This window comes from Alcanivorax sp. P2S70, assembly GCF_000475295.1.
GTDB lineage: Bacteria > Pseudomonadota > Gammaproteobacteria > Pseudomonadales > Alcanivoracaceae > Alcanivorax > Alcanivorax profundi.
This window is the reverse complement of the sequence record NZ_AXBZ01000056.1, coordinates 1-22877: the sequence shown is the minus strand read 5'-3', so window position 1 is coordinate 22877 and position 22877 is coordinate 1. Positions and strand designations below refer to the sequence as shown.

20 protein-coding genes are annotated in these 22877 nt (G+C 56.0%); 14 read left to right on the top strand and 6 right to left on the bottom strand.

The window, feature by feature from the left end:
* Positions 1 to 13 precede the first annotated feature (13 nt).
* The 7 genes from ispH (at position 14) to Q672_RS30970 (ending at position 7320) form a co-directional block, all read left to right on the top strand.
* Positions 14 to 949, top strand: coding sequence for a 4-hydroxy-3-methylbut-2-enyl diphosphate reductase (ispH, locus tag Q672_RS31000; protein WP_022986425.1), 936 nt, complete (start codon positions 14 to 16; stop codon positions 947 to 949).
* A 251-nt stretch (positions 950 to 1200) separates the two neighbouring features.
* On the top strand, positions 1201 to 1674 hold the full coding sequence (locus Q672_RS30995) for a GspH/FimT family pseudopilin (protein WP_022986424.1): 474 nt from the start codon (positions 1201 to 1203) through the stop codon (positions 1672 to 1674).
* Positions 1671 to 2195, top strand: a complete 525-nt coding sequence (pilV, locus tag Q672_RS30990) for a type IV pilus modification protein PilV (protein ID WP_022986423.1) — start codon at positions 1671 to 1673, stop codon at positions 2193 to 2195. The genes Q672_RS30995 and pilV overlap by 4 nt, the downstream gene beginning before the upstream one ends.
* On the top strand, positions 2192 to 2920 hold the full coding sequence (locus Q672_RS30985; protein ID WP_022986422.1) for a PilW family protein: 729 nt from the start codon (positions 2192 to 2194) through the stop codon (positions 2918 to 2920). The genes pilV and Q672_RS30985 overlap by 4 nt, the downstream gene beginning before the upstream one ends.
* Positions 2921 to 2936: 16 nt before the next feature.
* Positions 2937 to 3452 (top strand): PilX N-terminal domain-containing pilus assembly protein, encoded by a 516-nt coding sequence (locus Q672_RS30980; RefSeq protein WP_022986421.1) that lies wholly within the window; start codon positions 2937 to 2939, stop codon positions 3450 to 3452.
* Between the two features lie 17 nt (positions 3453 to 3469).
* Positions 3470 to 6874: a PilC/PilY family type IV pilus protein gene (locus tag Q672_RS30975; protein ID WP_081703693.1), complete on the top strand. Its 3405-nt coding sequence runs from the start codon at positions 3470 to 3472 to the stop codon at positions 6872 to 6874.
* Between the two features lie 11 nt (positions 6875 to 6885).
* Positions 6886 to 7320, top strand: coding sequence for a type IV pilin protein (locus Q672_RS30970; RefSeq protein WP_022986419.1), 435 nt, complete (start codon positions 6886 to 6888; stop codon positions 7318 to 7320).
* A gap of 55 nt (positions 7321 to 7375) precedes the next feature.
* Here Q672_RS30970 and Q672_RS30965 read toward each other — a convergent pair whose 3' ends face one another.
* Positions 7376 to 7894 carry a GspH/FimT family pseudopilin gene (locus Q672_RS30965; RefSeq protein WP_022986418.1) on the bottom strand — a complete coding sequence of 173 codons (519 nt, stop codon included), beginning with the start codon at positions 7892 to 7894 and terminating at the stop codon, positions 7376 to 7378.
* 105 nt (positions 7895 to 7999) lie between these two features.
* On the opposite strand from Q672_RS30965, the gene Q672_RS34045 reads away from it, so the two are divergent.
* Positions 8000 to 9106, top strand: a complete 1107-nt coding sequence (locus Q672_RS34045) for an NAD(P)/FAD-dependent oxidoreductase (protein WP_081703691.1) — start codon at positions 8000 to 8002, stop codon at positions 9104 to 9106.
* Here the strand turns inward: Q672_RS34045 and Q672_RS30960 are convergent.
* From Q672_RS30960 to Q672_RS30950, 3 genes are read right to left on the bottom strand one after another with little or no spacing between them, the layout of a single operon-like run.
* Complete coding sequence (locus Q672_RS30960) at positions 9055 to 10443, bottom strand: sigma-54-dependent transcriptional regulator (protein ID WP_022986417.1); 1389 nt, start codon at positions 10441 to 10443, stop codon at positions 9055 to 9057. The genes Q672_RS34045 and Q672_RS30960 overlap by 52 nt on opposite strands.
* 11 nt (positions 10444 to 10454) lie before the next feature.
* Positions 10455 to 12008 carry a sensor histidine kinase gene (locus Q672_RS30955; protein ID WP_022986416.1) on the bottom strand — a complete coding sequence of 518 codons (1554 nt, stop codon included), beginning with the start codon at positions 12006 to 12008 and terminating at the stop codon, positions 10455 to 10457.
* Positions 11998 to 12237 (bottom strand): PP0621 family protein, encoded by a 240-nt coding sequence (locus tag Q672_RS30950; protein ID WP_022986415.1) that lies wholly within the window; start codon positions 12235 to 12237, stop codon positions 11998 to 12000. Before Q672_RS30950 ends, Q672_RS30955 begins: the two co-directional genes overlap by 11 nt.
* A gap of 149 nt (positions 12238 to 12386) precedes the next feature.
* Between Q672_RS30950 and Q672_RS30945 the strand changes: the two genes are divergently transcribed.
* Positions 12387 to 14012 carry an NAD+ synthase gene (locus Q672_RS30945; protein WP_031226943.1) on the top strand — a complete coding sequence of 542 codons (1626 nt, stop codon included), beginning with the start codon at positions 12387 to 12389 and terminating at the stop codon, positions 14010 to 14012.
* Positions 14013 to 14110: 98 nt separating this feature from the next.
* On the opposite strand, the gene Q672_RS30940 is transcribed toward Q672_RS30945, so the two are convergent.
* Positions 14111 to 14923 carry an outer membrane protein assembly factor BamD gene (locus tag Q672_RS30940; RefSeq protein WP_022986413.1) on the bottom strand — a complete coding sequence of 271 codons (813 nt, stop codon included), beginning with the start codon at positions 14921 to 14923 and terminating at the stop codon, positions 14111 to 14113.
* A gap of 56 nt (positions 14924 to 14979) precedes the next feature.
* Between Q672_RS30940 and rluD the strand changes: the two genes are divergently transcribed.
* The 3 genes from rluD to clpB all read left to right on the top strand — a co-directional run bounded on the left by rluD (position 14980) and on the right by clpB (position 19642).
* Positions 14980 to 15954 (top strand): 23S rRNA pseudouridine(1911/1915/1917) synthase RluD, encoded by a 975-nt coding sequence (gene rluD / locus Q672_RS30935; RefSeq protein WP_022986412.1) that lies wholly within the window; start codon positions 14980 to 14982, stop codon positions 15952 to 15954.
* Between the two features lie 74 nt (positions 15955 to 16028).
* The gene (gene pgeF / locus Q672_RS30930; protein ID WP_022986411.1) at positions 16029 to 16781 is read left to right on the top strand and encodes a peptidoglycan editing factor PgeF; all 753 of its coding nucleotides are present in this window, start codon (positions 16029 to 16031) and stop codon (positions 16779 to 16781) included.
* Between the two features lie 275 nt (positions 16782 to 17056).
* A complete protein-coding gene (gene clpB / locus Q672_RS30925) occupies positions 17057 to 19642 on the top strand; it encodes an ATP-dependent chaperone ClpB (RefSeq protein ID WP_022986410.1) in 2586 nt (861 codons plus the stop codon).
* A 77-nt stretch (positions 19643 to 19719) separates the two neighbouring features.
* Here the strand turns inward: clpB and Q672_RS30920 are convergent, their stop codons facing one another.
* Positions 19720 to 20181 (bottom strand): DUF4124 domain-containing protein, encoded by a 462-nt coding sequence (locus Q672_RS30920; protein ID WP_022986409.1) that lies wholly within the window; start codon positions 20179 to 20181, stop codon positions 19720 to 19722.
* A gap of 457 nt (positions 20182 to 20638) precedes the next feature.
* Between Q672_RS30920 and Q672_RS30915 the strand changes: the two genes are divergently transcribed.
* Together Q672_RS30915 and ilvN are read left to right on the top strand one after the other, a co-directional pair.
* A complete protein-coding gene (locus Q672_RS30915) occupies positions 20639 to 22360 on the top strand; it encodes an acetolactate synthase 3 large subunit (protein WP_035482587.1) in 1722 nt (573 codons plus the stop codon).
* Positions 22360 to 22851: an acetolactate synthase small subunit gene (gene ilvN / locus Q672_RS30910; RefSeq protein WP_022986407.1), complete on the top strand. Its 492-nt coding sequence runs from the start codon at positions 22360 to 22362 to the stop codon at positions 22849 to 22851. The genes Q672_RS30915 and ilvN overlap by 1 nt, the downstream gene beginning before the upstream one ends.
* The last annotated feature ends 26 nt before the right edge of the window (positions 22852 to 22877 follow it).

The following is a 22877-nucleotide window of genomic DNA, read 5'->3' as shown; positions in this document are numbered from 1 at the left end:
TGTTCACTGCCTTATGGAAATTCGTCTCGCCAACCCCCGTGGCTTCTGTGCCGGGGTGGATCGCGCCATCGACATCGTCAACCGGGCTCTGGAAGTGTTCGGCCCGCCCATCTATGTGCGCCACGAGGTCGTGCATAACCGCTATGTGGTGGAAGATCTGCGTCAGCGTGGAGCGGTCTTTGTGGAGGAGCTCCATGAGGTGCCGGATGATGCCATTGTGATCTTTAGCGCTCATGGTGTTTCCAAAGCGGTGCAGCAGGAGGCGCAGCGGCGTGATCTCAAGGTGTTCGATGCCACCTGTCCATTGGTCACCAAAGTGCATATGGAAGTGATCCGTTACGCGCGCGAAGGCCGTGAAAGCATTCTGATCGGCCATGAAGGGCATCCTGAGGTGGAAGGCACCATGGGGCAGTACGATCGCTCCCATGGCGGAGATATCTATCTGGTGGAAGACGAAGCCGATGTGGCTGCGCTGCAGGTGCGTGACCCGGACAAGCTGGCCTTCGTGACCCAGACCACCCTGAGTGTGGATGATACCGCCAAGGTGATTGATGCCCTGCGGGCGCGCTTTCCCACTATTCACGGCCCCAAGCGCGAAGATATCTGCTACGCCACTACCAACCGTCAGGACGCCGTTCGCCAGTTGGCACTGGAGTGTGGCCTTGTGTTGGTGGTCGGTTCCGTCAACAGCTCCAACTCCAATCGTCTGCGCGAACTGGCCGAGCGTTGCGGTGCTGAGGCTTATCTGCTGGATGAGCCCGGCCAGATCGACAAGGCCTGGCTGGAAGGCAAAAAGGTTGTCGGTGTCACCGCCGGTGCCAGCGCCCCGGAAGATCTGGTGCAGCAAGTCATCGCGACCCTCAAGTCCTATGGCGGCGAAGAGGCACAGGAAATCCCCGGCCGCGAAGAAAATATCCGTTTCTCCATGCCCAAGGCGTTGCGTCCGTAACGCCTGTCTGCGGTTTTTGACCGTTCATTCCCTGTGTGTACGACCGATCCCTGTGGCTAAGCAGTAAATAGCACTGGTCTACGATTAAAGTGTGAGTGTTGTCACACCCGAAAGTACCAAAAATCATTATTTTTCAGCAGCTTATACCGTTCGGAGCCGTCAATCCCCCATTGGTCCCCATTCGATTGATGAGTGGCGGAGCATTGCTAAAGTGATATCCGTGTCGAATTAGAACAATTGTTGGGGCAGGGATGAGCAAGCAGGAATCGGGATTCACGATTGTCGAGTTGGTGGTGTCGTTGTTGGTGCTGGGCGTGCTGCTGGCGTTTGCTATCCCTTCTTATCAAGGGGTGATTGCCTCCAATGCCTTGCGCACGTCCACTGCCGATCTGATCACTGCCTTGAATTTGGCGAAGATGCAATCGGTCAGCCTGCGCCAGCAGGTGACGGTAGCCCCTGTGACGGCTGGTGATTGGGAAAGTGGTTGGGTTGTTACCTACCCGGCAGGCAGTGAGGAAAAGAATCAGACGTTCCTGCCTGCCCAGGATGTGGCGATTACACAGACTCAGGGGGCAAACAACCCCGTATTTCGATCAGATGGCTATACCACTAACACCCCCGCAGCCTTCCAGCTATGTAACCCCAAAGCGGGAGATACCGGAAGACTGATCTCTGTGTCTGTCGTAGGCCGAATCAGTAATGAGGATGTTGATTGCAACCCATGAAAACGATGATGAAAAGACAGCGGTTCTCCGTTCAAAAAGGAATTGGTCTTGTCGAGATTCTGGTGGCATTGCTGATTCTTGCGATAGGCGTGCTGGGCTATGCCGGGTTGCAACTTGCGGCCCTCAAGGGGGCGGAAGAAGCGAACAACCGTTCGCAGGCTACCTTGATAGGTCAGGATGCACTCGAACGAATCGAGTCCAATCGCGCAGAGGTCGCAACTTATCTGGATCCGGACAGTTGGCCGAATGCCACGGTAAACCCGGGAGGCGATCCAGAGACAGGGTGCCAGGCAAATGACTGCACGTCGGAACAGATGGCGACTCTGGATATTGATCAATTGGCTTGGCTGGCGGGCAATCAGTTGCCAAATGGCCGCGTACGTGTGAGCCAGTGTAATGGCAATACCATGAGCTGTGTTGTGGTTAGTTGGGGCAAGATGGCGCCAGCGGACTGTTTGACGGCGGATGGCATTAATGTCGATGAGTCGGCGACGTGTGTGGTGTTGGAGGTGTCGCGGTGAGCAGGCAGAACGGTTTCAGTCTGGTTGAGTTGATGGTCGCGCTGGTGCTGGGCTTGATTGTGTCCGCTGCAGCAATCCAGCTTTTCACAACCAACCAGAAAACATTCGTACTTCAACAGACGGCCTCGCAGCTTCAACAGGATAGCCAGCAAATTATGCGTTTCCTGGTAAGGGATCTACGCAAGACTGGTTTGGTTTGGGACTCCGTTACTCCCACCCAGGATATGGGGGTGCTGTTTGACGACTGGAGTGCGGAAATTACTGCTTCTGATGAGGGGGCAGACAACGATGTGCTGACGGTGGCCTATAACGGAACGACAGATTGTGCGGGTAATGATGCCGGTGGCTGGGTTGAAGTGGCCTCTACCTACTACGTCGACGATGGCAGCCTTTATTGCAAAGGCAGCATTGATACGGATGTGGTCGTTGAGTTGGTGCCCGGAGTCGAAAGCTTTCAGGTGCTATACGGAATCGATACCGTTGCGGATGGTGAGCTTGCGGCTAGTCGCTATGTCGATGCGGATTCTGTCCCTGCTGACACACCGGTTGTGTCGGTAAAGGTGGGACTGTTGCTCAAACGGGAAAACAACGTTCTGCCGGTCAGTGATGGTAATCGGAAGTTTCATGTCCTTGGCGAAGCCTATGATGAACCCGAAGATCGGGCGATGCGTAAGGCAATCAGTATGACCGTCAGGCTTCGCAACTTTGATTGGAACGCCATCTAGGTTTAAGGAGTAGGTAATGAAAAAGCAGGAAGGTGCTGCATTGCTGGTGGCACTGCTGATTCTGGTGGCAATTTCCTTGCTGGGAATTTCTGCAATGAAGACCAGTATGTTCTCGTCAAAGGTCTCAACGGGTGTGCAGGCAGATGCAATGGTATTTGAGGCAGCTGAAAGCGCGATTGTGGAGGCGTATTCCGAGCTGGACGATATGGCATCCACAGACTTGTCCGCTTTTTTGGGTGGCGACGTGATGACTCGATGCCTGGCCGCCAGTAATCCCCGCAAGGTCGGTGTATGTGGCGCGCCGGATTACCTGGGTAATCGGGGGCTTATCAAGGCTTCGTCAACGTCTCAGGTTAACGGGTTTCAGCTGATTTCAGGTGCACAGCTGAGCTCTACCGGGAATGCCGGCACTTTTGTGGATTACCAGGTACAAATCGTGGGAAGTAGCCGTATGGCGGCTTTCAATATTGATGATGCTCACATTCAGGAATTGCTGAAACGTGGGATTCGACCGAGTTCGGAAATTGAGTAAGCCAGGGGGATTGAGCAATGATTAAAATGAAAAGATATGCCTCATTAATGGTTGCTGCCTTATGGCTGCCCATGCTGGGTGCTCATGCTGATGATACCGAGATTTTCTTTGCCGATGCGGATACGGAAAACGCACAAAATGCTCCGGCGGCGAATGTTTTGGTCATGTTGGATAGCTCCGGAAGTATGGCGTGGTGTGAGACGTCAGATTGTCAATCTGGAGAAGAAACGCGTATCGATATGACCAAGCGTGCTTTCAGCGACATGGTTGATGCCCTTCCCGACAGGGTCAATCTTGGTCTTGGTCGTTTCAGAAACGGAGAAGATGGGCATGTGATTTTTCCGGTCTCCGAGATGAGCGCTGGCGGTCGTGATGCCATCAAGATAGCAGTGAATGCCATTTCTCCCACGGGCGGGACGCCCACCTTTCATGCCTATAATGAAATGGCGCGCTACATGCTTGGTGAAGAAGCAAATACCGGTAACGGCTTTAGCTCCGAAGCCTGTGTGGAAGTGGATATCAACGAAAACTGCCACGACGAATACGCCAGGGATTACCAGGGGAACCTTATCTATGAGGGGCCCTGGATCAACGCGCCGAGTGTAACCAACTGCAGCAATCTTCCTGAAGAGTATCGCTACTACAATTGTCGCCAGGATTACGGCGACTATTCGCCAACCCCGGGTGGTGGGTCAACAACCTGTAACCCCAATACGGATTATTGCGAAGTGCGGTATGAGGGCGATTATGAGGCTCTGCCAAATGGTGAGACCTGCGATGCCACCGAGGACTACTGTAATGTTACGAGCTGGAGCGCCTGGAGCTCCTGGGGTGAGCCACGTAACGGGGGGGATTACCGCTTCACTTGCCGAAACAATGAAGAAAGACGAGGGCACTGTGAACAAGAAAGTCGCAGGGTGAGCTGTGGTTTCTTCTGCTCTTACTATGAATATCGCAAGCGCACAGCTCAGTCTTTCGAGCGTCGCCCTGCGGTGTATTACGAGAGAAGTATTTCCTTCCAGGTACGGGCCCCAAAAGTGGAGCGCGTCTGTACTCAAACCACCACCTGCACAAAAACAGCCAAAATTTATCAGGATGGTGATTATGTTTCGCCCATGGATAGTGCTAACCAGTGCGAGCGAAACTACATTGTAATGATGACCGATGGTGAGCCTAGTGGTGACCGTGGCGTTGACGACAACCCTAATGGAGACCAGCGTCTGCCGGATTGTGGTGAATCGGATGAGAACCTGTCAGGCACAGAAAGTTATGCCTGCCAATATCGACTTGCCGGAGCACTGAACAGAGACAGTTATGAAGATCACAAGAAGGTAAAGACTTACACCGTTGGTCTTTACATGAATGAAAACGCATTGAACAACAACAATGTTATTTACCTTGATGACGTGGCCGAGGCGGGTGGTGGCGATACATATAATGCCGATTCAGGTAGTGCGCTTGCCAATGCCTTCATGAAAATTATTGATCTGGTGGACGAGCAGTCGCGCTCAGTGTCATCCCCGGGTGTGGCGGTAAACCAGATGAACCGTTTTGAGCACCTTGATCAGCTTTACTACTCCATTTTCCAGCCAGCCATTAGCAGTTTCTGGGATGGAAACCTGAAAAAATATGAGCTGGTCGGTTCTGAGATTCATGGCCAGAACGGGAATGCAGTCAGCGACAATACTGGCTACTTTAGTGCGACCTCCAAGAGCTTCTGGAGTGATGAAACCGACGGCTATGACGCAACCAAGGGCGGTGCTCGTGGTGAACTGGATGCTGGTGGACACAAGCTTTTCTATAGCGATGTCGACACCCGTACCAATACTACCCTGCCAAGGATCGACTGGACCAAAATCGATACCGACGAGGGTAAACCGAAAACCTTCTTTGGTCTCGATGCCGGTGCAAGTGATGAAACGGTTCAGGATTTTGTGTCCAAGATGAAGAACCTTTGGGCCGATCCCATGCACAGCGTTCCGGTGCTGGTGAACTATGGTGGTACCAGCGAGGATGCGGACGATCAAAACAATGTGGTCTTTGTCTCCACTAATGCGGGCATGCTGCATGCCATTGATGCTAAAGATGGTTCTGAAAAATTCACGTTCATGCCATATGAGTTCATTACTCAGGCGGACAAGTTCACCATTAATCGACCCGGTCTTCGTGATAACAAGCGTCAGCTGTACGGCCTTGATGGTAGCTGGGTCGCCTGGCGCCGGCCGGGCGCCACGGCCGGAAGTGCACCGAGTGCTGTTTACCTGTATGGCGGTATGCGTCGCGGTGGGCGCAGTTACTATGCGCTGGACGTATCCAATGTGAATGCGCCAAAGCTCAAATGGCAGATTACTGGAGGCGCTGGTGATTTTGAGCACTTGGGACAAACCTGGTCGACTCCGACGCTAACCCAGATTCCTGTTGGCGATAGCAAGGTGCCAGTGCTGGTATTTGGTGGTGGCTATAGTTCGGCGGATCATGATCGCACCAGTGATTACGATGCAGAAAATCGCAGCAGCGAAGACGAAGTGGGTAATGCGATCTACATTGTGAATGCCAATACCGGTGACCTGGTCTGGTCTGCCACTGGTGATACGGTTTCTGCCATGAAATGGGCCGTTCCCGGTTCCATTTCTGTCGTTGATAAAAACCTTGATGGTGTTGCCGACCACCTCTATTTCGGCGACCTCGGTGGCCAGGTGTTCCGTGTTGATATCGATCAGGATGGCGATAAGGCAATGGCAGTGCATCGCCTGGCCGATTTTGGCGGTAACGGTGCGGATAACCGTCGTTTCTACGAAGCGCCAGCGATTACCTATGTGAAACAGGGCTTCAACGAAGTGCTGTATGTTGCCATTGGCTCTGGTTATCGTGCGCATCCGAAGGATAAAGATACTGAGGAGGCATTCTTCGTATTCCGTGACGAAAATGCATTCAGTAATCCTTCTGCGCCGGACTCTGTCCTGTCCACTGGGGATTTGAGTGAGATTTCCCGTACAGGCACCGAGGCCGCAGATACGTCCAAACCTGGCTGGTTCTACAAGCTGTCTATCCTTGATGGAGAGAAAGCGCTGTCATCCCCCTCGGTTATCAATGGAATCGTGCGCTTCAGTACCTACTCTCCTGTCGCCAGCACCAACCCGGACAACATTTGCGCGGTCAGTCTTGGTACATCCTTTATTCATACGATCAGTTTGATTGATGGTTCTCCAGTAACCAATAATGACGGCACCGTTGCGGACAGAAGCGAGCAATTGAAACAGCAAACCTTGCCACCCACACCGGTCCTGTTGACCAATGAAGACGGTGAAGTGAAGGTGGTTGTGGGGACCGAGGTCGTTGGTGACGACACCCTTGGAAACATGGGGTTACGCAAGACTCGCTGGTATCAGGCATCGCCCGACACCGCGGCTCCAGGCCCATGAGGAGGCATTCAATGAGATTGTCGCAAATGAGTCGGTTTCAACGAGGTTTCACGCTTATTGAGCTGTTTATTGTCGTTTTGATTATCGCGGTGCTGGCGGCTGTGGCTTTTCCAAGCTACACCGCTCATGTGGAATCGAGTCGGCAGGCTGCAGTTAAGGGGCAATTGATGGATGTTGCTGCGGCCATGGAGGCGTTCCGGGCACGGAACTTCTCATATAATGGCGCAGCGGCAGATTCGGCAATTACCTCCCGAACAGGCAATGAGTTCTACACCGTCTCTGTGAACGTGCCCGCGGGTGACCCGCAGAGTTATACACTAAAGGCGGAGCCTCTTTCCTCCAAGAATATGAACGGTACGGAAACCTTCATGATCAATGAGCAAGGGGAGACCTGCATGAAAGTGGCATCGTCTTGTACTATGTCCACTGATCCCTCCTGGAAGTAAGGCAAGCACCACATGGTTCCATTTTCGAACCATGTGGTGTTTCTGCGGCCTCTCTCTAATTTGGACAATCGCTGACTGGCACCGTCTCGAGGCGAGTGCGTCCAATCCAATTCATCACCAGCCTTCTCGCTGCGGTTTCATTGCAGATATAGAAGCTGCCATTCTGGAAGTGACTGATTCCGAAGCGATTAAATACCAGGGCGTTACCGCGAAAGCGCTTCCAGTGTAATCGTGTGTCACCGGGTAATTTGTATTCACCGAGAATTTCGTGCTTCTCCAGTTCGTTATTGTCGTTAGCGTCCATTCCGACAATCAGGCTGCGGCTAGGCGTGAACTTTTTGCAACCACTGTCCCCTGAGCAAAGCATGCGGTGATTGTGGCTGCTCATGGCTCCTGCACGTGCTGCCAGCATGAAATTGTTGATCGCATGGGCAGCGGTGATGACCTGATATTTGGGGACCAGTTGGGTGACGATGGTATGGGAAAGCATCATCAGAATAACCGATATCATTACTGCAATGAGTGCTTCCATGAGGGTAAAGCCGAGGTTGGCTCGGCAAATGGGGTGAGGCATAAACCATGACTCCTGTATTCAGCAGGAGATCAGGCTAGCCGGGTTTTTTCAGGTTGCCTGTGGTACCGTTGCCTCTCTTTCTATAAGCCATTGTCGTCATCATTCATGTCAGATGTTCTTGTTTTAGGTGGAGGAATTGTCGCTCTTCTCAGTGCGCTTGAGCTTACGGAGCGCGGAGCAAGTGTGACGATTGTCGAGGGCGATCAGCCTCCTGCCTCATGGGCTGGCGGAGGGATCCTCTCGCCGCTGTATGCCTGGCGTCAGTCTTCACTTCTCAATCAGCTGACGTTCGATGGAGTGGACAGATATCGGCGGTTGGTTGGCATGTTGGAGAGTGATGGCTACGCGCCTCCAGGCCGTTTACTGAACTTGAATGGTATGTGGGTTCAGGGGGATGAGAAGGAGAGAGAGCGAGCCTTGCGCTGGGCAAGTGAATGGGGATTGAATTGTGAGGCGCAGTCATCTGACGGGCTCTCTGGCCGCATGATGGCGAAAGGGCTGGAGGGGGTGTTCTTCCCGGGGCTTGGCAATGTTCGTAACCCGGGATTGTTGAAAGCACTGCGCGCTTGCCTGCAGGCTCGTGGTGTAAAAAACCACAAGGCAAGAATTTCAGACATTCGCAGGCAGGGACGAAATGTGATTTTCCTTGCGGAGGATGGGCGACAGTGGCGGGCAGACAAGACAGTTGTGGGCATGGGTGCAGGTACAGGGGCGTTGCTGGAAAAGCTGGGTGTGCAACTGCCACTCTTTCCGGCCAAGGGCGAAATGTTGTTGTACCAGCTGTCCCCCGGTGATGTTTCGTCTGTTCTGCTGACAGAAGCCGGTTATTTGATCCCGAGAAATGATGGGGCTGTCTTGGTTGGCTCAACCTTGAGAAAGGGGGACGCCAGTTTCTATCCCACAGTATCGGGACGCTACAGGCTGGAGAGGTTGGCCCAAACGCTAATGCCAGAACTTGAGAAGGCCCGCCCAGCGTACCATTGGGCCGGGGTCAGGCCGGGCTCTGACAGAGACTACCCGTTTATTGGTGCTGTGCCTGGAGCCGATGGTGTTTATGTTGCGACGGGGCATTACCGGAATGGACTGGTGGCCGCTCCGGCGACGGCAGAGCTTTTGGCTCAGGTTCTGTGCGGTGTGGCGCCGTCTATTGATCCATCTGGTTATTCGTTGCCTTCGTCATCCCGATCAAGTTCCAGCTTCTTAAGACGGTAGCGCAACGATCGAAAGGTCATCCCGAGTTTTTTTGCCGCCGCGGTGCGGTTCCAGTGGGTTGCATCCAGCGCTTTCAGGATCTCGGTTTTCTCAATTTCCTGAAGGAATTCTTCCAGGGGCAGTTGTGGGGGACGCTCTACCTGCTGACTTGTTTCGTTCCAGGGGCCGGAAGGCGGTGCTGCGACCGGAGAGGTTTCCTGTAGTCGTAGATGCTCTTTATCGATAACAACGCCATCACAAAGAGTCAGGGCCCGCTCCAGTGTGTTTTCAAGCTCCCTGACATTGCCCGGAAAGGCATAGTGGCAAAGCGATTTCATGGCGGCTGTACTCACCGTTGGGACGGTAATATCCCATGCTCTGCTTAAGCGCGTTAGGATGTGATCGACCAGAGAGGGAATGTCTTCCTGGCGCTCCCGTAACGGCGGTACATGCGCTTCAATAACGTTTAGTCGGTAAAATAAATCCTGCCTGAACCGGCCCTCAGACATCTCCCTGGACAGGTCTTTATGAGTGGCGCAGAGAATGCGCAGGTTGACCTGGAATTCCTTGGCCTCGCCGACCGGGCGAACGGACTTTTCTTGAATGGCTCGAAGCAGTTTCACCTGCATATGTAAGGGCAGGTCAGCTACCTCATCCAGAAAAAGTGTGCCGCCGTCAGCTTCTCTGAACAAACCTTTTCGATCTTCGACTGCACCAGTAAATGCCCCTTTCCGGTGGCCAAAGAACTCACTTTCCATGAGCTCGGAGGGGATTGCTCCGCAGTTTACCGCAACAAATGGGCGCTCTCTGCGAGGGCCAAGGGAATGGATTAATCGGGCAATTCGCTCTTTGCCGCTACCGGATTCGCCGCTGATATAAATGGGGGCCTGGCTTCGTGCCAGTTTACGCACTTGGGCTTTCAGGGCTTTCATGGCGGGAGCATCTCCGATGAGATTGTCTTCTTCATCGGAGTGCTCTTCTGTGCCACTGATGCCCAGCCCGTCTTCGATCAGCTGGCGAAGGCGGTCAAGGGCAACAGGTTTGGAAATAAAGTCATAGGCGCCGAACTTCATCGCTTCTGTGGCGGTTTCCATATTTCCGTAGGCAGTAATCACGGCTGCAGGCATATCCGGGCAATGACGGGAAATGAATTGGAGGAGCTCCATTCCAGTGCCATCTCCCAGGTTCATGTCGGTCAGACAAAGGTCAAAATTGCCACTGCTGAGTTTTTCTTTGGCGGAAGCAAGATTCTCTGCGGCAGTTGCTTTCAGCTTCATTCGCCCAAGGGTAATGACCAGAAGTTCACGAAGATCGGCTTCGTCATCAACCACCAGTACGTGCGGTGTCTCGGCAGTCATAAATGGCCCCGTTATTGAAATTGTCGTTGCGGGTGAGCGAAGGTTATCACAAAGGATGCACCATCCGGATAGTTCTCTAGATCCAGTGTGGCCTGATTGGCGTGACAAAGTTCGCGGCAAAGATATAGTCCAAGACCATTGCCATCGCTGGCGGTAGTGAAAAATGGCTCAAAAAGGAATCGTGCGGCCTCAGCACTGATTCCCTTGCCATTGTCACGAACCCTTAACCAGGGGAGTCCGGTTCTGTCATGGTGGCCGCAGGATAGCTGCACCGTACAATTTTGTCCGCCGTGTTTGATCGCATTGGCGATCAGATTATCGATCACTTGGGTCAGCTGACTGGGATCAAAACGCACTTCCACTTCATGGCTGCAGGCCAGGGATATGTCAGCTTGAGGTGCATTAAGAATCCAGTTGTCGACGTTTTGGCGCAAAAGTTGATGAAGCGCAAAGCGCTCAGCATTCCCCTTGCCACGGCGAGACAGGTCCAGGACATCGTGAATAATGGTATTTACCCGGGTCACGTGATTTCGAATGATCGAGAGCAACTGGCTGTCTTCTTCGCTGGGGGAGCCATCCAGCAGAAGGTCGGTTGCGTGGTTGATAGCGCTGAGCGGGTTTCTGATTTCATGTGCCAGCGTGGCAGAAAGACGTCCTAAAGAAGCAAGATTCATCTGTTGGGCTTCTTGTGCAATACGAGCAGTATCTTCCAGGAACAGCAAAGTCAGCGATTCATGGCCGGTTTCAAGTTGGGCAAACCTTGGACTAAGCAGAGGGCTTTGCTCGGAAACTTTCAGGGTCGTGTGCGGGAGTAGGGGGTTGTTCTGCCAACGCTGAAAGAGATCAGACAGAGTGCCTGATAATTTGTTGCCCTGCATTGGGATATTGAAAAGATTATCCGCGGCTTCGTTTGACATTAAAATTCGCATCTTTTGATCAAAGACCAAAATACCGGTCCGCATTCTTTGTACGATTTGCTCGTTAAGTGCCTCCAGCCGCTGGATGGCGACACGTTGCCGTTGGGCAATTTGCTCGCTGTGATCCAGCCGTACGGCAATTTGCTGAATGATCACCGAGATCATGAAGAAAGCGATGCCAAGCAATCCGGATTCAGTGAGAGCAAAAGGGGAGCTCAGTTGTGTCTGGATCGAAAAGTAGAACTGCTCAAACATGACTGCGAGCGTTGCGAGAGCGGCAATCAGATACCCTAGACGCCCTCGCAATAGAATGTTGCCTGCAGCGACGGTGACGAGCAGCAGTACCGCCAGTCCGCCTTCCAGCCCTCCACTGGCGTGTACCACCAGGGTCAACATTAGCAGGTCGGTGATGAGCGAGAAGGGTTCCGTCCAGCGAGGAAACGCTCTCAACCGGTGTTTGAAATCCAGGGTGGTAGATGCCAGCGCGAGGCCAAGATAGAGAAATAGGGTTATTTCGAACAGGTTCTGGGAATCTGCGCCAATAACCGGTTTGTCCGGCGCGTAATGCAACAGCATCAAGACACAGGCAATGGCAATCCGGTAAACGTTATAGATGCGGGCCGGGGTCCAACGTTGATTAGGATTCATGGTGTTCCAGATACTGGCGCTGGTGATCCTGGCAGCAAAAGTGCTTGCCGTTGTGGCTGAAGGCTTCGTTGGCGGGCACGTGGACACCGCATTGCTGGCACTTCAGCATGTTCTGGGACTGGGTTGGTGTCGCCGGTGGTTTGCCTTGTGGGCCGGCAAGCAGGCGTTTTGCCACTCGCCAGGCAAGGTATATCAGTGCAGCGATGATCAGCAGGCGAATCAGCCCCATCCTTGTCCCCTTGTTTTTATGCTGGTTGGTGCATTCATGGATTGCTGGCTAAAGAGTACAATCAGCGCTCATTTGAGGAAAGCTCGGCCCGCACAGGGTGGGGCGATCGTGGCCGGATCGGGCCAATAGTCAGAAAAGCAGGTCTTGAAATGCGAATAGTCATGGCCCAGCAGAACGCGCTGGTGGGGGATATCGAAGGGAATGCCCAGCGGGTTATTGCGGCAGCAGATGAAGCCCGGCGTTTGTTGGGGGCGGACCTTGTGCTGTTTCCTGAACTGATGCTGACCGGCTACCCGCCAGAGGATCTGCTGCTGCGACCCAGCCTGAACAGTCGGGTAGATGATGCGCTGGCGGAGATCGGTGCCAGCGTCTCTGTCCCTGTCGTACTGGGTTACCCTGCGGTGCGTAATGGATTACGCCGAAATGCGGCCGGGGTGATATTCCCGGGAGACAAAGGCCCCCGGCACGAATATTTCAAGCAACACCTGCCCAATTACCGGGTGTTTGATGAAAAGCGTTACTTTCAGCGAGGCGACAAGCCTTGCACCTTTGAACTGCAGGGGTGGACGCTGGGGCTGACCATCTGTGAGGACATCTGGCATGCCGAGCCTGCTGCGCAGTTGCAGCAGGCGGGCGTGGATGTGGTGCTCAACCTCAATGCCTCGCCGTTCCGGGCCAACAAGGTGGCGGAGCGTCTGGAGCAGGTCGAAGCCCGCAGTCGTGAAACCGGTCTGCCGGTGCTGTATTGCAACCTGGTCGGGGGGCAGGATGAGCTGGTGTTCGATGGCGCCTCTTTTGTCTGTAACAGCAAGGGCGAGCGCTGTGTGCAGGGGGCCAGTTTTCATGAGGCGCTGGTGCCCGTGGACCTGCAATGTGCGGATGGGCACTGCGAACCGGTCGGCGAGGTGTTGCCCGTTCCGGGGCTTGAGGAAAGCATTTACCAGGCGCTGGTGCTCGCCACTCGCGATTACGTCAACAAGAACGGTTTCAAGGGGGCGTTGCTGGGGTTGTCCGGGGGGATTGATTCGGCCCTGACCCTGGCGGTTGCTGTCGATGCGCTGGGCCCAGAGCGGGTAGAAGCGGTCATGATGCCATTCCGCTATACCTCGGCCTGGAGTCTGGAAGATGCCGAAAAACAGGCGCGCACATTGCGGGTGAAATATCGCGTGATGCCTATTGAGCCTGCTTTTAACGGCTTTATGGGCATTCTTAGCGAGGCATTCGAGGGGTTGGCCAAGGACACCACCGAAGAAAACCTGCAGGCCCGTTGTCGTGGGGTGCTGTTGATGGCGCTGTCCAATAAAAGCGGCTCGGTGGTTCTCACCACCGGTAACAAGAGCGAGATGGCGGTGGGTTACGCTACCTTGTACGGGGACATGGCCGGTGGCTTTGCCGTCCTCAAGGATGTCTTCAAGACCATGGTGTACCGCCTGTGTCGCTGGCGGAACCAGAAGGCAGGGATGGAAATTGTCCCTGACAGGGTCATCACCCGCCCGCCCTCTGCGGAGCTGGCGCCGGATCAGGTCGACAGTGATTCGCTACCCGATTACGACGAGCTGGATGCGATCCTGGAGCGCTATGTGGAGCAGGACATGAGTGCGGAAGCGGTGATTCGGGATGGGTTCGACCGTGATAACGTCTACAAGGTGGTCAAACTGACCGACCGCAATGAGTACAAGCGCCGTCAGGCTGCGGTGGGCCCCCGGGTTAGTCGCCGCGCCTTTGGCAAAGACCGGCGTTATCCGATCACCAACGGCTGGCGACCGGGGGACTAAAAGCTGCTAGCAGCTTTTAGCTGAGAGCTACGAGGAAGACCAGGACCTAAAAAGGGTGGCCCGAATCAGTCTCGGTGCCACCCTTTTTAGCTAGAAGCTCAGAGAAGGTCGAAGGTCAGCAGGCTCAGCAGACCGTTGTCTTCATCCGGCCACCAGGCCAGATCCACCTGCCGGTCTTTATCCAGATAATCGCTATCCGGGAAGTTCAGGGCGAGCACATTGCGGCTTTTCTCCGCCAGCTTGGGATAATCCAGGCGCTCATAACCTTTCACCATGATCGCCAGCGCTTCCTCTACCGCAGGGGTCTGCTGGTAGTGCTTCACGACATACTGGGCCCGGTTAATAGAGGCGACAATGGCGCCGCGCCGGGCGTAGTAGCGGGCCACATGCAATTCCTGGCGAGCCAGCTGGTTGCGAATGTGGACCATCCGCGAGCGCGCATCCGGTGCATATTCGCTGTCCGGGAAGCGGGCCACCAGCCGCTCAAAATCCCGGAAGGCATCCTTGGCGGCATCCATGTCCCGTGCGGACTTGTCAGAGGTGACGAGGTTGTCGAACAGGCCTTTTTCCATGTTGAAATTGGCAAGGCCGCGCATGTACAGCGCATAGTCCACCCGGGCATGGGCCGGGTAATTGCGCATGAAACGTTGGGCGGCGACCACCGTGGCCGGGTAGTCTACGGCCATGTAACTGGCGTAGATCAGGTCCAGACCCGCCTGCTCGGCATAGTCGCCATAGGGGAAACGTGCCTCAAGCTCTTTCAGTTCATCGATGGCAGTCAGGTAGTTCTTTGACTCGATCGATTCGTGGGCTTCACGGTACTGGTCGGCTTCGGTGAGCTCAGGGCGTTCCTTGGTGGCGCAGCCAGCGAGCAACAGCAAACACAGCAGGGGCCAGAAAATGCGTGGCATTCTTTCCTCGTTGAACGGGTTACAATAGCGGGTCACATTTAAACACAGGTTGGATCATGGGACATCTTGGCGGCGAGAAAATTCAACGTACCGAGCAGGTGCGGGCAGAACAGGCGGGTCAGCGGGTGGATCAGGCCGCTGCCGAACTGTTTGATGGCTTCTCCCGCTCGCGCCTGCAGGCATGGATCAAGGACGGCGTACTCACCGTCAACGGCAACAAGGCCAAGCCCAAGGACAAGCTCACCGGCAATGAATCCCTCAGTCTGGAGGTGGTGATCGAGCCTGAGCTGGAGGACCAGCCTCAGTCCATCGAGCTGGATATCGTCTACGAGGACGAGGACCTGTTGGTCATCAACAAGCCCACAGGCCTTGTGGTGCACCCGGCAGCGGGCCACGCTGATGGCACCCTGCTTAACGGCTTGCTGCACCATGATGAGCGGCTTAACAGTCTGCCCAGAGCGGGTATTGTTCACCGGTTGGACCGGGACACCACCGGGCTGATGGTGGTGGCGCGCTCGTTGGAGGCCCATACCAGTCTGGTCTCCCAGCTGCAGGACAAGAGCCTGTTCCGCCAGTACGAAGCCATTGCCGTCGGAGTGATGACCGGTGGTGGCAAGGTAGATGCCCCCATGGGGCGCCATCCGGTGGATCGCAAGAAGCAGGCAGTATTAAAGGAAGGCGGCAAGAATGCGGTCACCCATTACCGGGTAATGGACCGCTACCGTGCCCACACCCGAATCCAGGTGCAGCTGGAGACCGGCCGGACCCATCAGATCCGCGTTCATATGGCCTTCCGCAACTATCCGTTGGTGGGCGATCCGCTCTACGGCGGCCGACTCAAGTTCCCGGCGGGGGCGAGCGAGGAATTGCGCCAGGCGCTGCGGCGTTTTCCGCGTCAGGCGCTGCATGCCCGCAAACTTGGCTTGATTCATCCTGCCAGTGGCGAATATTGTGAGTTCGAATCACCGCTGCCGGATGATATGCAGGCCCTGATTTCGGTTCTGGAGCGCGACGCCAAAGACGAGCCATAGAGTGGCCATCGCCGCAGGCGCTCCCCATCTTCCATCCCGGTACGGGGTTTTCACTGTCTGCCCGAGGCTTCCCGATGGACTCTCCCGAACGCGATCAATGGTTATGGCCTGACTGGCACCCTCACCCTGCGGTTCGTGCGGCGGTGACGACCCGTGCCGGCAACATCTCCCCCAAACCCTGGAATGGTTTTAATCTGGGCCTGAACTGCGGTGACCAACCCGCACGCGTGGAACAGGCCCGTCACTGTGTGGAAAAGCACCTGGATGCTGACCACCCGGTGGCGTGGCTCTGGCAAGTGCATGGCAAGCGGGTCATCCGCGCAGGCGAGCAGGATAGCGAGGCCGACGGTGTCTGGACCGACCAGCAACGGTGGCCTTGTGTAGTGCTTACCGCTGACTGCCTGCCGGTGCTGTTGGCGCGTACGGATGGCACTGCAGTGGCCGCAGTGCACGCCGGCTGGCGGGGGCTACAGGCAGGCATTGTTGGCGAAGGTCTGGCCAGCATCGCGCCTAATGGCGAGCCGGTCAGTGCCTGGCTGGGCCCTGCTATTTGCGGCAAATGCTATCAGGTGGGGGACGAGGTCTACCGCGCGTTCGTCGATAGCAACGCCGCCTTCAAACCCGCCTTCCAGAAAGACGCGACGCCTCACCACTGGCGGTTCTCCGTGGCCCATGCCGCCATGATCGAACTGGCCGCCCTCGGCGTCACCGATGTCCAGGGCGGAGACCTCTGCACCGCCTGCGACCTGAACCGTTTCTATTCCTACCGCAAGGAAGGTGAGACGGGGCGGTTTGCGTCGTTGATCTGGCTGGATGAAGGCAGTTAACAGTTAACAGTTAACAGTGAACAGCTCGCGGCATGGGGTGTTCTGTTTTGAGAGCGCAGGGGCCGCGTCCATGGGTTGGGCGCGGCCTCTGACGTTTTAAAGCCTGATATGTTTCCTCGTGCCGCTGTTAACTGTTCACTATTCACTGTTAACTGCCCTTGTGTTTGGCCCAATCGGACCCATCTCTCTATCAGTTGATTGATAACCGGTGATCGCGCTGGGCTTGCCGTCAGGGAGTCCTTTTGCGGGTCACGACCGGATAGGAGCGTTTACGAATGCGAATGGACAAACTCACTGCGCGGCTGCAGGAAGCCCTGTCGGATGCGCAATCTCTGGCCGTGGGGCAGGGCAATAGCACTATTGAACCGGTTCACCTGATGCTGGCACTGATGCAGCAGCAGGGGGGCGTGGCAAAACCCCTGTTGGAAAAAGCCGGAGCCAATACGGCGGATGTGGTGACCGCGCTCAACATGGCCGTGGACAAACTGCCCACGGTGAGCAATTTCAATGGTGATGTGCAGATGGGGCAAGGCACCGGCCGGCTGTTGAACCTGGCCGACCGTGAAGCCCAACAAAATGGTGACCAGTATCTCTCTTCCGAGGTGGTGCTGCTGGCGGCCTGTGATGACAACGGTGAGCTGGGCAAGCTGCTCAAGCACGCCGGTGTGACCAAGAAGGTGCTGGCGGCCAAGATCGCGGAAGTGCGTGGCGGGGAAACGGTCAATGATCCCAACGCAGAAGACAAGCGCGAAGCACTGGATAAATACACCGTGAATCTCACCGAGCGCGCCGAGTCCGGCAAGCTCGATCCGGTGATTGGCCGCGACGATGAGATTCGCCGCACGATCCAGGTGTTGCAGCGTCGTACCAAGAATAACCCGGTGCTGATCGGTGAGCCCGGTGTGGGCAAGACCGCGATCGTCGAGGGCTTGGCCCAGCGCATCATCAATGGCGAGGTGCCGGAGGGGCTCAAGGACAAGCAGGTGTTGTCGCTGGATATGGCGGCGCTGATCGCCGGTGCCAAATACCGGGGTGAATTCGAAGAGCGCCTCAAGGCGGTGCTCAACGAGTTGGCGAAGCAGGAGGGGCGCATCATCCTGTTCATTGATGAGCTGCATACCATGGTCGGCGCTGGCAAGGGCGAAGGTTCCATGGATGCCGGCAACATGCTCAAGCCCGCGTTGGCCCGCGGCGAGCTGCATTGTGTCGGGGCGACCACGCTGGATGAGTATCGCCAGTACATTGAAAAAGATGCCGCCCTGGAGCGTCGCTTCCAGAAGGTGCAGGTGGATGAGCCCACCGTGGAAGACACCATTGCCATTCTGCGTGGCCTGAAAGAGCGCTACGAAGTGCACCATGGTGTGGACATTACCGACAGCGCCATCATTGCCGCGGCGCGTCTGAGTCACCGCTATATCACCGACCGTCAGCTGCCGGACAAGGCCATCGATCTGATTGACGAGGCGGGCAGTCGTATCCGCATGGAAATTGATTCCATGCCGGAAGAAATGGACCGTCTTGATCGTCGTCTGATTCAGCTCAAGATGGAACGTGAAGCCCTGCGCAAAGAGGAAGACGAGGCCAGCAAGAAGCGTCTTGAAAAGCTCGAAGGCGACATCGACGAACTGGAAAAACAGTATGCCGACCTGGAAGAAATCTGGCAGGCGGAAAAAGCGGCCTTGCAGGGTGCCCAGGAGTACAAGGCGGAGCTGGAGCAGGCCCGTGTGGAGCTGGAGCAGGCGCGCCGGGCGGGTGACTTGAATCGTATGTCCGAGCTGCAGTACGGCGTGATCCCGGATCTGGAGAAGAAGGTGCAGGCGGCTCAGGACCAGGAAGAGCAGCAGGCCCAGACCGAGAACCAGTTGCTGCGTAACAAGGTTACCGACGAGGAAATTGCCGAGGTCGTTTCCAAGTGGACCGGGATTCCGGTGTCCAAGATGCTGGAGGGCGAGCGCGACAAGCTGCTACGCATGGAAGAGGCCTTGCATGGCCGGGTGGTGGGGCAGAACGAAGCTGTGGAAGCCGTTTCCAATGCGGTGCGTCGTTCCCGTGCCGGGTTGTCTGACCCCAATCGTCCCAACGGCAGTTTCCTGTTCCTGGGTCCCACGGGGGTTGGCAAGACCGAGCTGTGTAAAGCACTGGCCAACTTCCTGTTCGATACCGAAGAAGCCATGGTGCGTATCGACATGTCCGAGTTCATGGAGAAGCATTCCGTGGCCCGGCTGGTGGGGGCTCCCCCAGGCTATGTCGGCTATGAAGAAGGCGGTTACCTGACCGAAGCGGTGCGTCGCAAGCCTTACTCGGTGGTGTTGCTGGACGAGGTGGAGAAGGCTCACCCGGATGTCTTCAACATCCTGTTGCAGGTGCTGGATGATGGCCGCCTGACCGATGGTCAGGGCCGTACGGTGGATTTCCGCAATACGGTGGTGGTGATGACCTCCAACCTGGGGTCGGATCTGATTCAGACCCTGGCCAGTGGCGGAGATTACGAGGCCATGAAGTCCGCGGTGATGGAGGTAGTGGGCAATCATTTCCGCCCTGAATTCATCAATCGGGTGGACGAAACGGTGGTGTTCCACCCCCTGGAGAAAGACCAGCTCAAGGGAATCGCCTCCATCCAGCTGGAGTACCTGCGCAAGCGTTTGGCGGAGAGAGAGATTCGTCTGGAGCTCAGCGATGCCGCCTTGGGCAAGTTGGTGGATGCAGGGTTCGACCCGGTCTACGGCGCCCGACCACTCAAGCGGGCCATTCAGCAGCAGCTGGAAAACCCCCTGGCCCAGGCGTTATTGCGGGGCGAATACGCGGCAGGCGATGTGGTTCGGGTCGAGGTAGAGGACGAACAGTTTCTGTTTAGCCATTGAGTCCCTGTTAAGCCCCTAAATCAGAAAAGGCCGCAATCATGCGGCCTTTTCTGTGTGTTTTCCTTGCGGAATAGGTGTCACTTCCCCTGGCACTGATTCAGCGCTTCCTGGGTTTCCACGATCATTTTATTGCGCGCTTCCTGATCGAGGACTTCCATTTCTCCGGTTTCCGGGTTTTCCTGGCGAACAATGGGTTTGTTCTTGAGGGTATCCAGATTTTTCTGGTGCTGTTCGCAACGCTCTCGGGCCACCGCATCGGGTTCCGTTTCCATGCGCTTTTTCTCTTCGGCGCGCTGCTCATCCGCGGCTTTGGCCCGGGCGGAGGCTTCGCGTTTGGCGTTCAGGCTATCAATGGCGCGTTCCTGGTCTGAACTTGCGCTGGTACGCGTGTTGACCTCAATGGCTTGTACACCCAGCGGAGGGGATGCGCCGTAGTGAGTGACTCCGTTGTCATCTACCCACTTATAGAATTTGGCGGCGGAGCTTAGGCTGGCAAGGGTGAGCAAGGCGCCCCCTAAGAACAGGCAGAATCTGGTCATAGTGTCGGTCTTCTTATGGTTTTGCAGGGTCCGTAAGACTTTAGCATGAACCGGGAAAGGGCATTTCTGCAAGTCCGGCCCGACCAAGGGCTTTGAATCGTCGCACATTTCTGACAAAATTGAGTCTTTCCGGAGATCGGGACCCGCATTTGCTTACCGGTAAATGTGTGGCCGGGACCCGGGGCATCGTTACCGCGATGTCCGGTCAGCAGTATCACTGCACTCTCGTCCCGCTGTGGGAGCCTCCGGAGGATTCTGTTTTCTTGCGGGGCTGCTCCGTCTTCTCCTCTGAATCCAGCGCCTCCAGTTTGCCTCTCTGCCTGCGTCTGCGTCGGCCACCTCCGACGGGACTTCAGAATGCCCAACTATGGCGTTCTCTCTGCAGGTCTCCAGCACGTCGTCCTGCCCCCGGTGTCGGGAAGCAGGGGTTATGCATTCTGATTTAGAGGTAGCAACCGTGGAAATGTTATCCGGCGCGGAAATGGTGGTCCGTGCGTTGCAAGACGAGGGGGTGGAGTACATCTTCGGGTATCCCGGAGGGTCCGTACTGCACATTTACGATGCCCTGTTCCAGCAGGAAAAGGTAAACCATATTCTGGTGCGTCACGAGCAGGCTGCGACTCATGCGGCGGATGGTTACGCCCGTGCCACCGGCAAACCGGGTGTGGTCATGGTGACCTCTGGCCCGGGCGCCACCAATGCCATCACCGGTCTGGCCACTGCGTTCATGGATTCCATTCCCATGGTGGTGTTGTCCGGGCAGGTCCGTTCCGACTGGATCGGCGATGACGCCTTCCAGGAAACCGACATGATCGGCGTATCCCGTCCGGTGGTGAAGCACAGCTTTATGGTCCGTGATGCCAAAGACATCCCGGAGATCATGAAAAAGGCGTTCTATATTGCCACCACTGGCCGCCCCGGCCCGGTTCTGGTTGATATCCCCAAGGATCAGACCGCGCCTAACGTGAAGAACCCCTACGAATACCCAAAGAAAGTGAAGATGCGTTCCTACGCACCGGTCAGCCGTGGCCATTCCGGCCAGATCCGCAAGGCGGTGGAAGAGCTGATGAAAGCCAAGCGCCCGGTCATCTATGCAGGCGGTGGTGTGGTGCAGGGGGAGGGCAGCGAACTGCTGACCAGGCTGGCGCATCGTCTTAACTTCCCGGTGACCAATACCCTGATGGGGCTTGGTGGTTTCCCGGGAACGGACAAGCAGAACGTGGGCATGCTGGGCATGCATGGCACCTATGAAGCCAACATGACCATGCACAATTCCGACGTGATTCTTGCCGTGGGTGCACGCCTGGACGACCGGGTGACCAACAATGTGAAGAAGTTCTGCCCGGGTGCCAAGATCATCCACATCGATATTGACCCGGCCACTATCTCCAAGAACGTGATGGCGCATATCCCCATCGTGGGCCCGGTAGATCAGGTGCTGGAAGAAATGCTGGCCGCGCTGGATGAGCACGGTGGCGAGCCGGACCAGAAGGCGCTGGAGCGCTGGTGGGAAGAAATTGCCGGCTGGCGCAAGGTGCACGGCATGCGTTATGAGACCAACGAAGACGGTCCCATGAAGCCTCAGCAGGTGGTGGAAGCGCTGTATAAGGCCACTCAGGGTGATGCCTACGTGACCTCCGATGTGGGTCAGCACCAGATGTTCGCGGCCCAGTACTACCAGTACGACAAGCCGCGTCGCTGGATCAACTCCGGTGGTTTGGGCACCATGGGGTTCGGCCTGCCGGCGGCCATGGGCGTGCAGTTTGCGTTCCCGGAGGCCACGGTGGCGTGTGTTACCGGTGAAGGCTCTATCCAGATGAACATCCAGGAGCTCTCCACCTGCCTGCAGTACGGCCTGCCGGTGAAGATCATCAACATCAACAACCAGGCGTTGGGCATGGTGCGTCAGTGGCAGGACATGCAGTACGGTGGCCGCCACAGCCAGTCCTACATGGAGTCCTTGCCTGACTTTGTGGCCCTGGCAGAAGCCTACGGCCATGTGGGTATGAAGGTGACCAAGTTCGAGGACCTGGAAGGGGCCATGAACGAAGCCTTCGCCCTGAAGGATCGTCTGGTATTCATGGATATCTATGTTGACCCCACCGAGCACGTTTACCCGATGCAGATTGCTGACGGTTCCATGCGCGACATGTGGCTGAGCAAGACGGAGCGGACCTGATGCGTCGAATTATTTCTATCCTCATGGAAAACGAACCTGGCGCCCTGAGCCGGGTCATCGGTCTGTTCTCCCAGCGTGGCTATAACATCGATACCCTGTCGGTGGCCCCGACGGAAGACAAGACCCTGTCTCGCCTGACCCTGACCACCTTCGGTGATGACCTGAAGATTGAGCAGATCACCAAGCACCTGAACAAGCTGATCGAGGTGGTCAAGCTGGTTGACCTGACCGAAGGGGCCCACATCGAGCGTGAACTGATGCTCATCAAGGTGAAGGCCACCGGCGCTCAGCGTGCCGAGGTGAAGCGCAGTGTGGATATCTTCCGTGGTCAGATCGTGGATGTGACCAGTACCGTCTACACCATCCAGCTGACGGGTGCCTCTGACAAACTGGATGCCTTTATCGGTGCCATTGGGGAAACCCAGGTACTGGAAGTGGTGCGTTCCGGTGTGTCCGGGATCTCCCGGGGTGAGAAGGTGTTGAGCCTGTAAAGACTCACACCGCCCACAAAAAAGCC

Bases quoted from the DNA above. Each gene is read 5' to 3' on its own strand.
- ispH (WP_022986425.1), top strand. From the start codon at position 14: ATGGAAATTCGTCTCGCCAACCCCCGTGGCTTCTGTGCCGGGGTGGAT.
- Q672_RS30995 (WP_022986424.1), top strand. From the start codon at position 1,201: ATGAGCAAGCAGGAATCGGGATTCACGATTGTCGAGTTGGTGGTGTCG.
- pilV (WP_022986423.1), top strand. From the start codon at position 1,671: ATGAAAACGATGATGAAAAGACAGCGGTTCTCCGTTCAAAAAGGAATT.
- Q672_RS30980 (WP_022986421.1), top strand. From the start codon at position 2,937: ATGAAAAAGCAGGAAGGTGCTGCATTGCTGGTGGCACTGCTGATTCTG.
- Q672_RS30975 (WP_081703693.1), top strand. From the start codon at position 3,470: ATGATTAAAATGAAAAGATATGCCTCATTAATGGTTGCTGCCTTATGG.
- Q672_RS30970 (WP_022986419.1), top strand. From the start codon at position 6,886: ATGAGATTGTCGCAAATGAGTCGGTTTCAACGAGGTTTCACGCTTATT.
- Q672_RS30965 (WP_022986418.1), bottom strand. From the start codon at position 7,894: ATGCCTCACCCCATTTGCCGAGCCAACCTCGGCTTTACCCTCATGGAA.
- Q672_RS34045 (WP_081703691.1), top strand. From the start codon at position 8,000: ATGTCAGATGTTCTTGTTTTAGGTGGAGGAATTGTCGCTCTTCTCAGT.
- Q672_RS30960 (WP_022986417.1), bottom strand. From the start codon at position 10,443: ATGACTGCCGAGACACCGCACGTACTGGTGGTTGATGACGAAGCCGAT.
- Q672_RS30955 (WP_022986416.1), bottom strand. From the start codon at position 12,008: ATGAATCCTAATCAACGTTGGACCCCGGCCCGCATCTATAACGTTTAC.
- Q672_RS30950 (WP_022986415.1), bottom strand. From the start codon at position 12,237: ATGGGGCTGATTCGCCTGCTGATCATCGCTGCACTGATATACCTTGCC.
- Q672_RS30945 (WP_031226943.1), top strand. From the start codon at position 12,387: ATGCGAATAGTCATGGCCCAGCAGAACGCGCTGGTGGGGGATATCGAA.
- Q672_RS30940 (WP_022986413.1), bottom strand. From the start codon at position 14,923: ATGCCACGCATTTTCTGGCCCCTGCTGTGTTTGCTGTTGCTCGCTGGC.
- rluD (WP_022986412.1), top strand. From the start codon at position 14,980: ATGGGACATCTTGGCGGCGAGAAAATTCAACGTACCGAGCAGGTGCGG.
- pgeF (WP_022986411.1), top strand. From the start codon at position 16,029: ATGGACTCTCCCGAACGCGATCAATGGTTATGGCCTGACTGGCACCCT.
- clpB (WP_022986410.1), top strand. From the start codon at position 17,057: ATGCGAATGGACAAACTCACTGCGCGGCTGCAGGAAGCCCTGTCGGAT.
- Q672_RS30920 (WP_022986409.1), bottom strand. From the start codon at position 20,181: ATGACCAGATTCTGCCTGTTCTTAGGGGGCGCCTTGCTCACCCTTGCC.
- ilvN (WP_022986407.1), top strand. From the start codon at position 22,360: ATGCGTCGAATTATTTCTATCCTCATGGAAAACGAACCTGGCGCCCTG.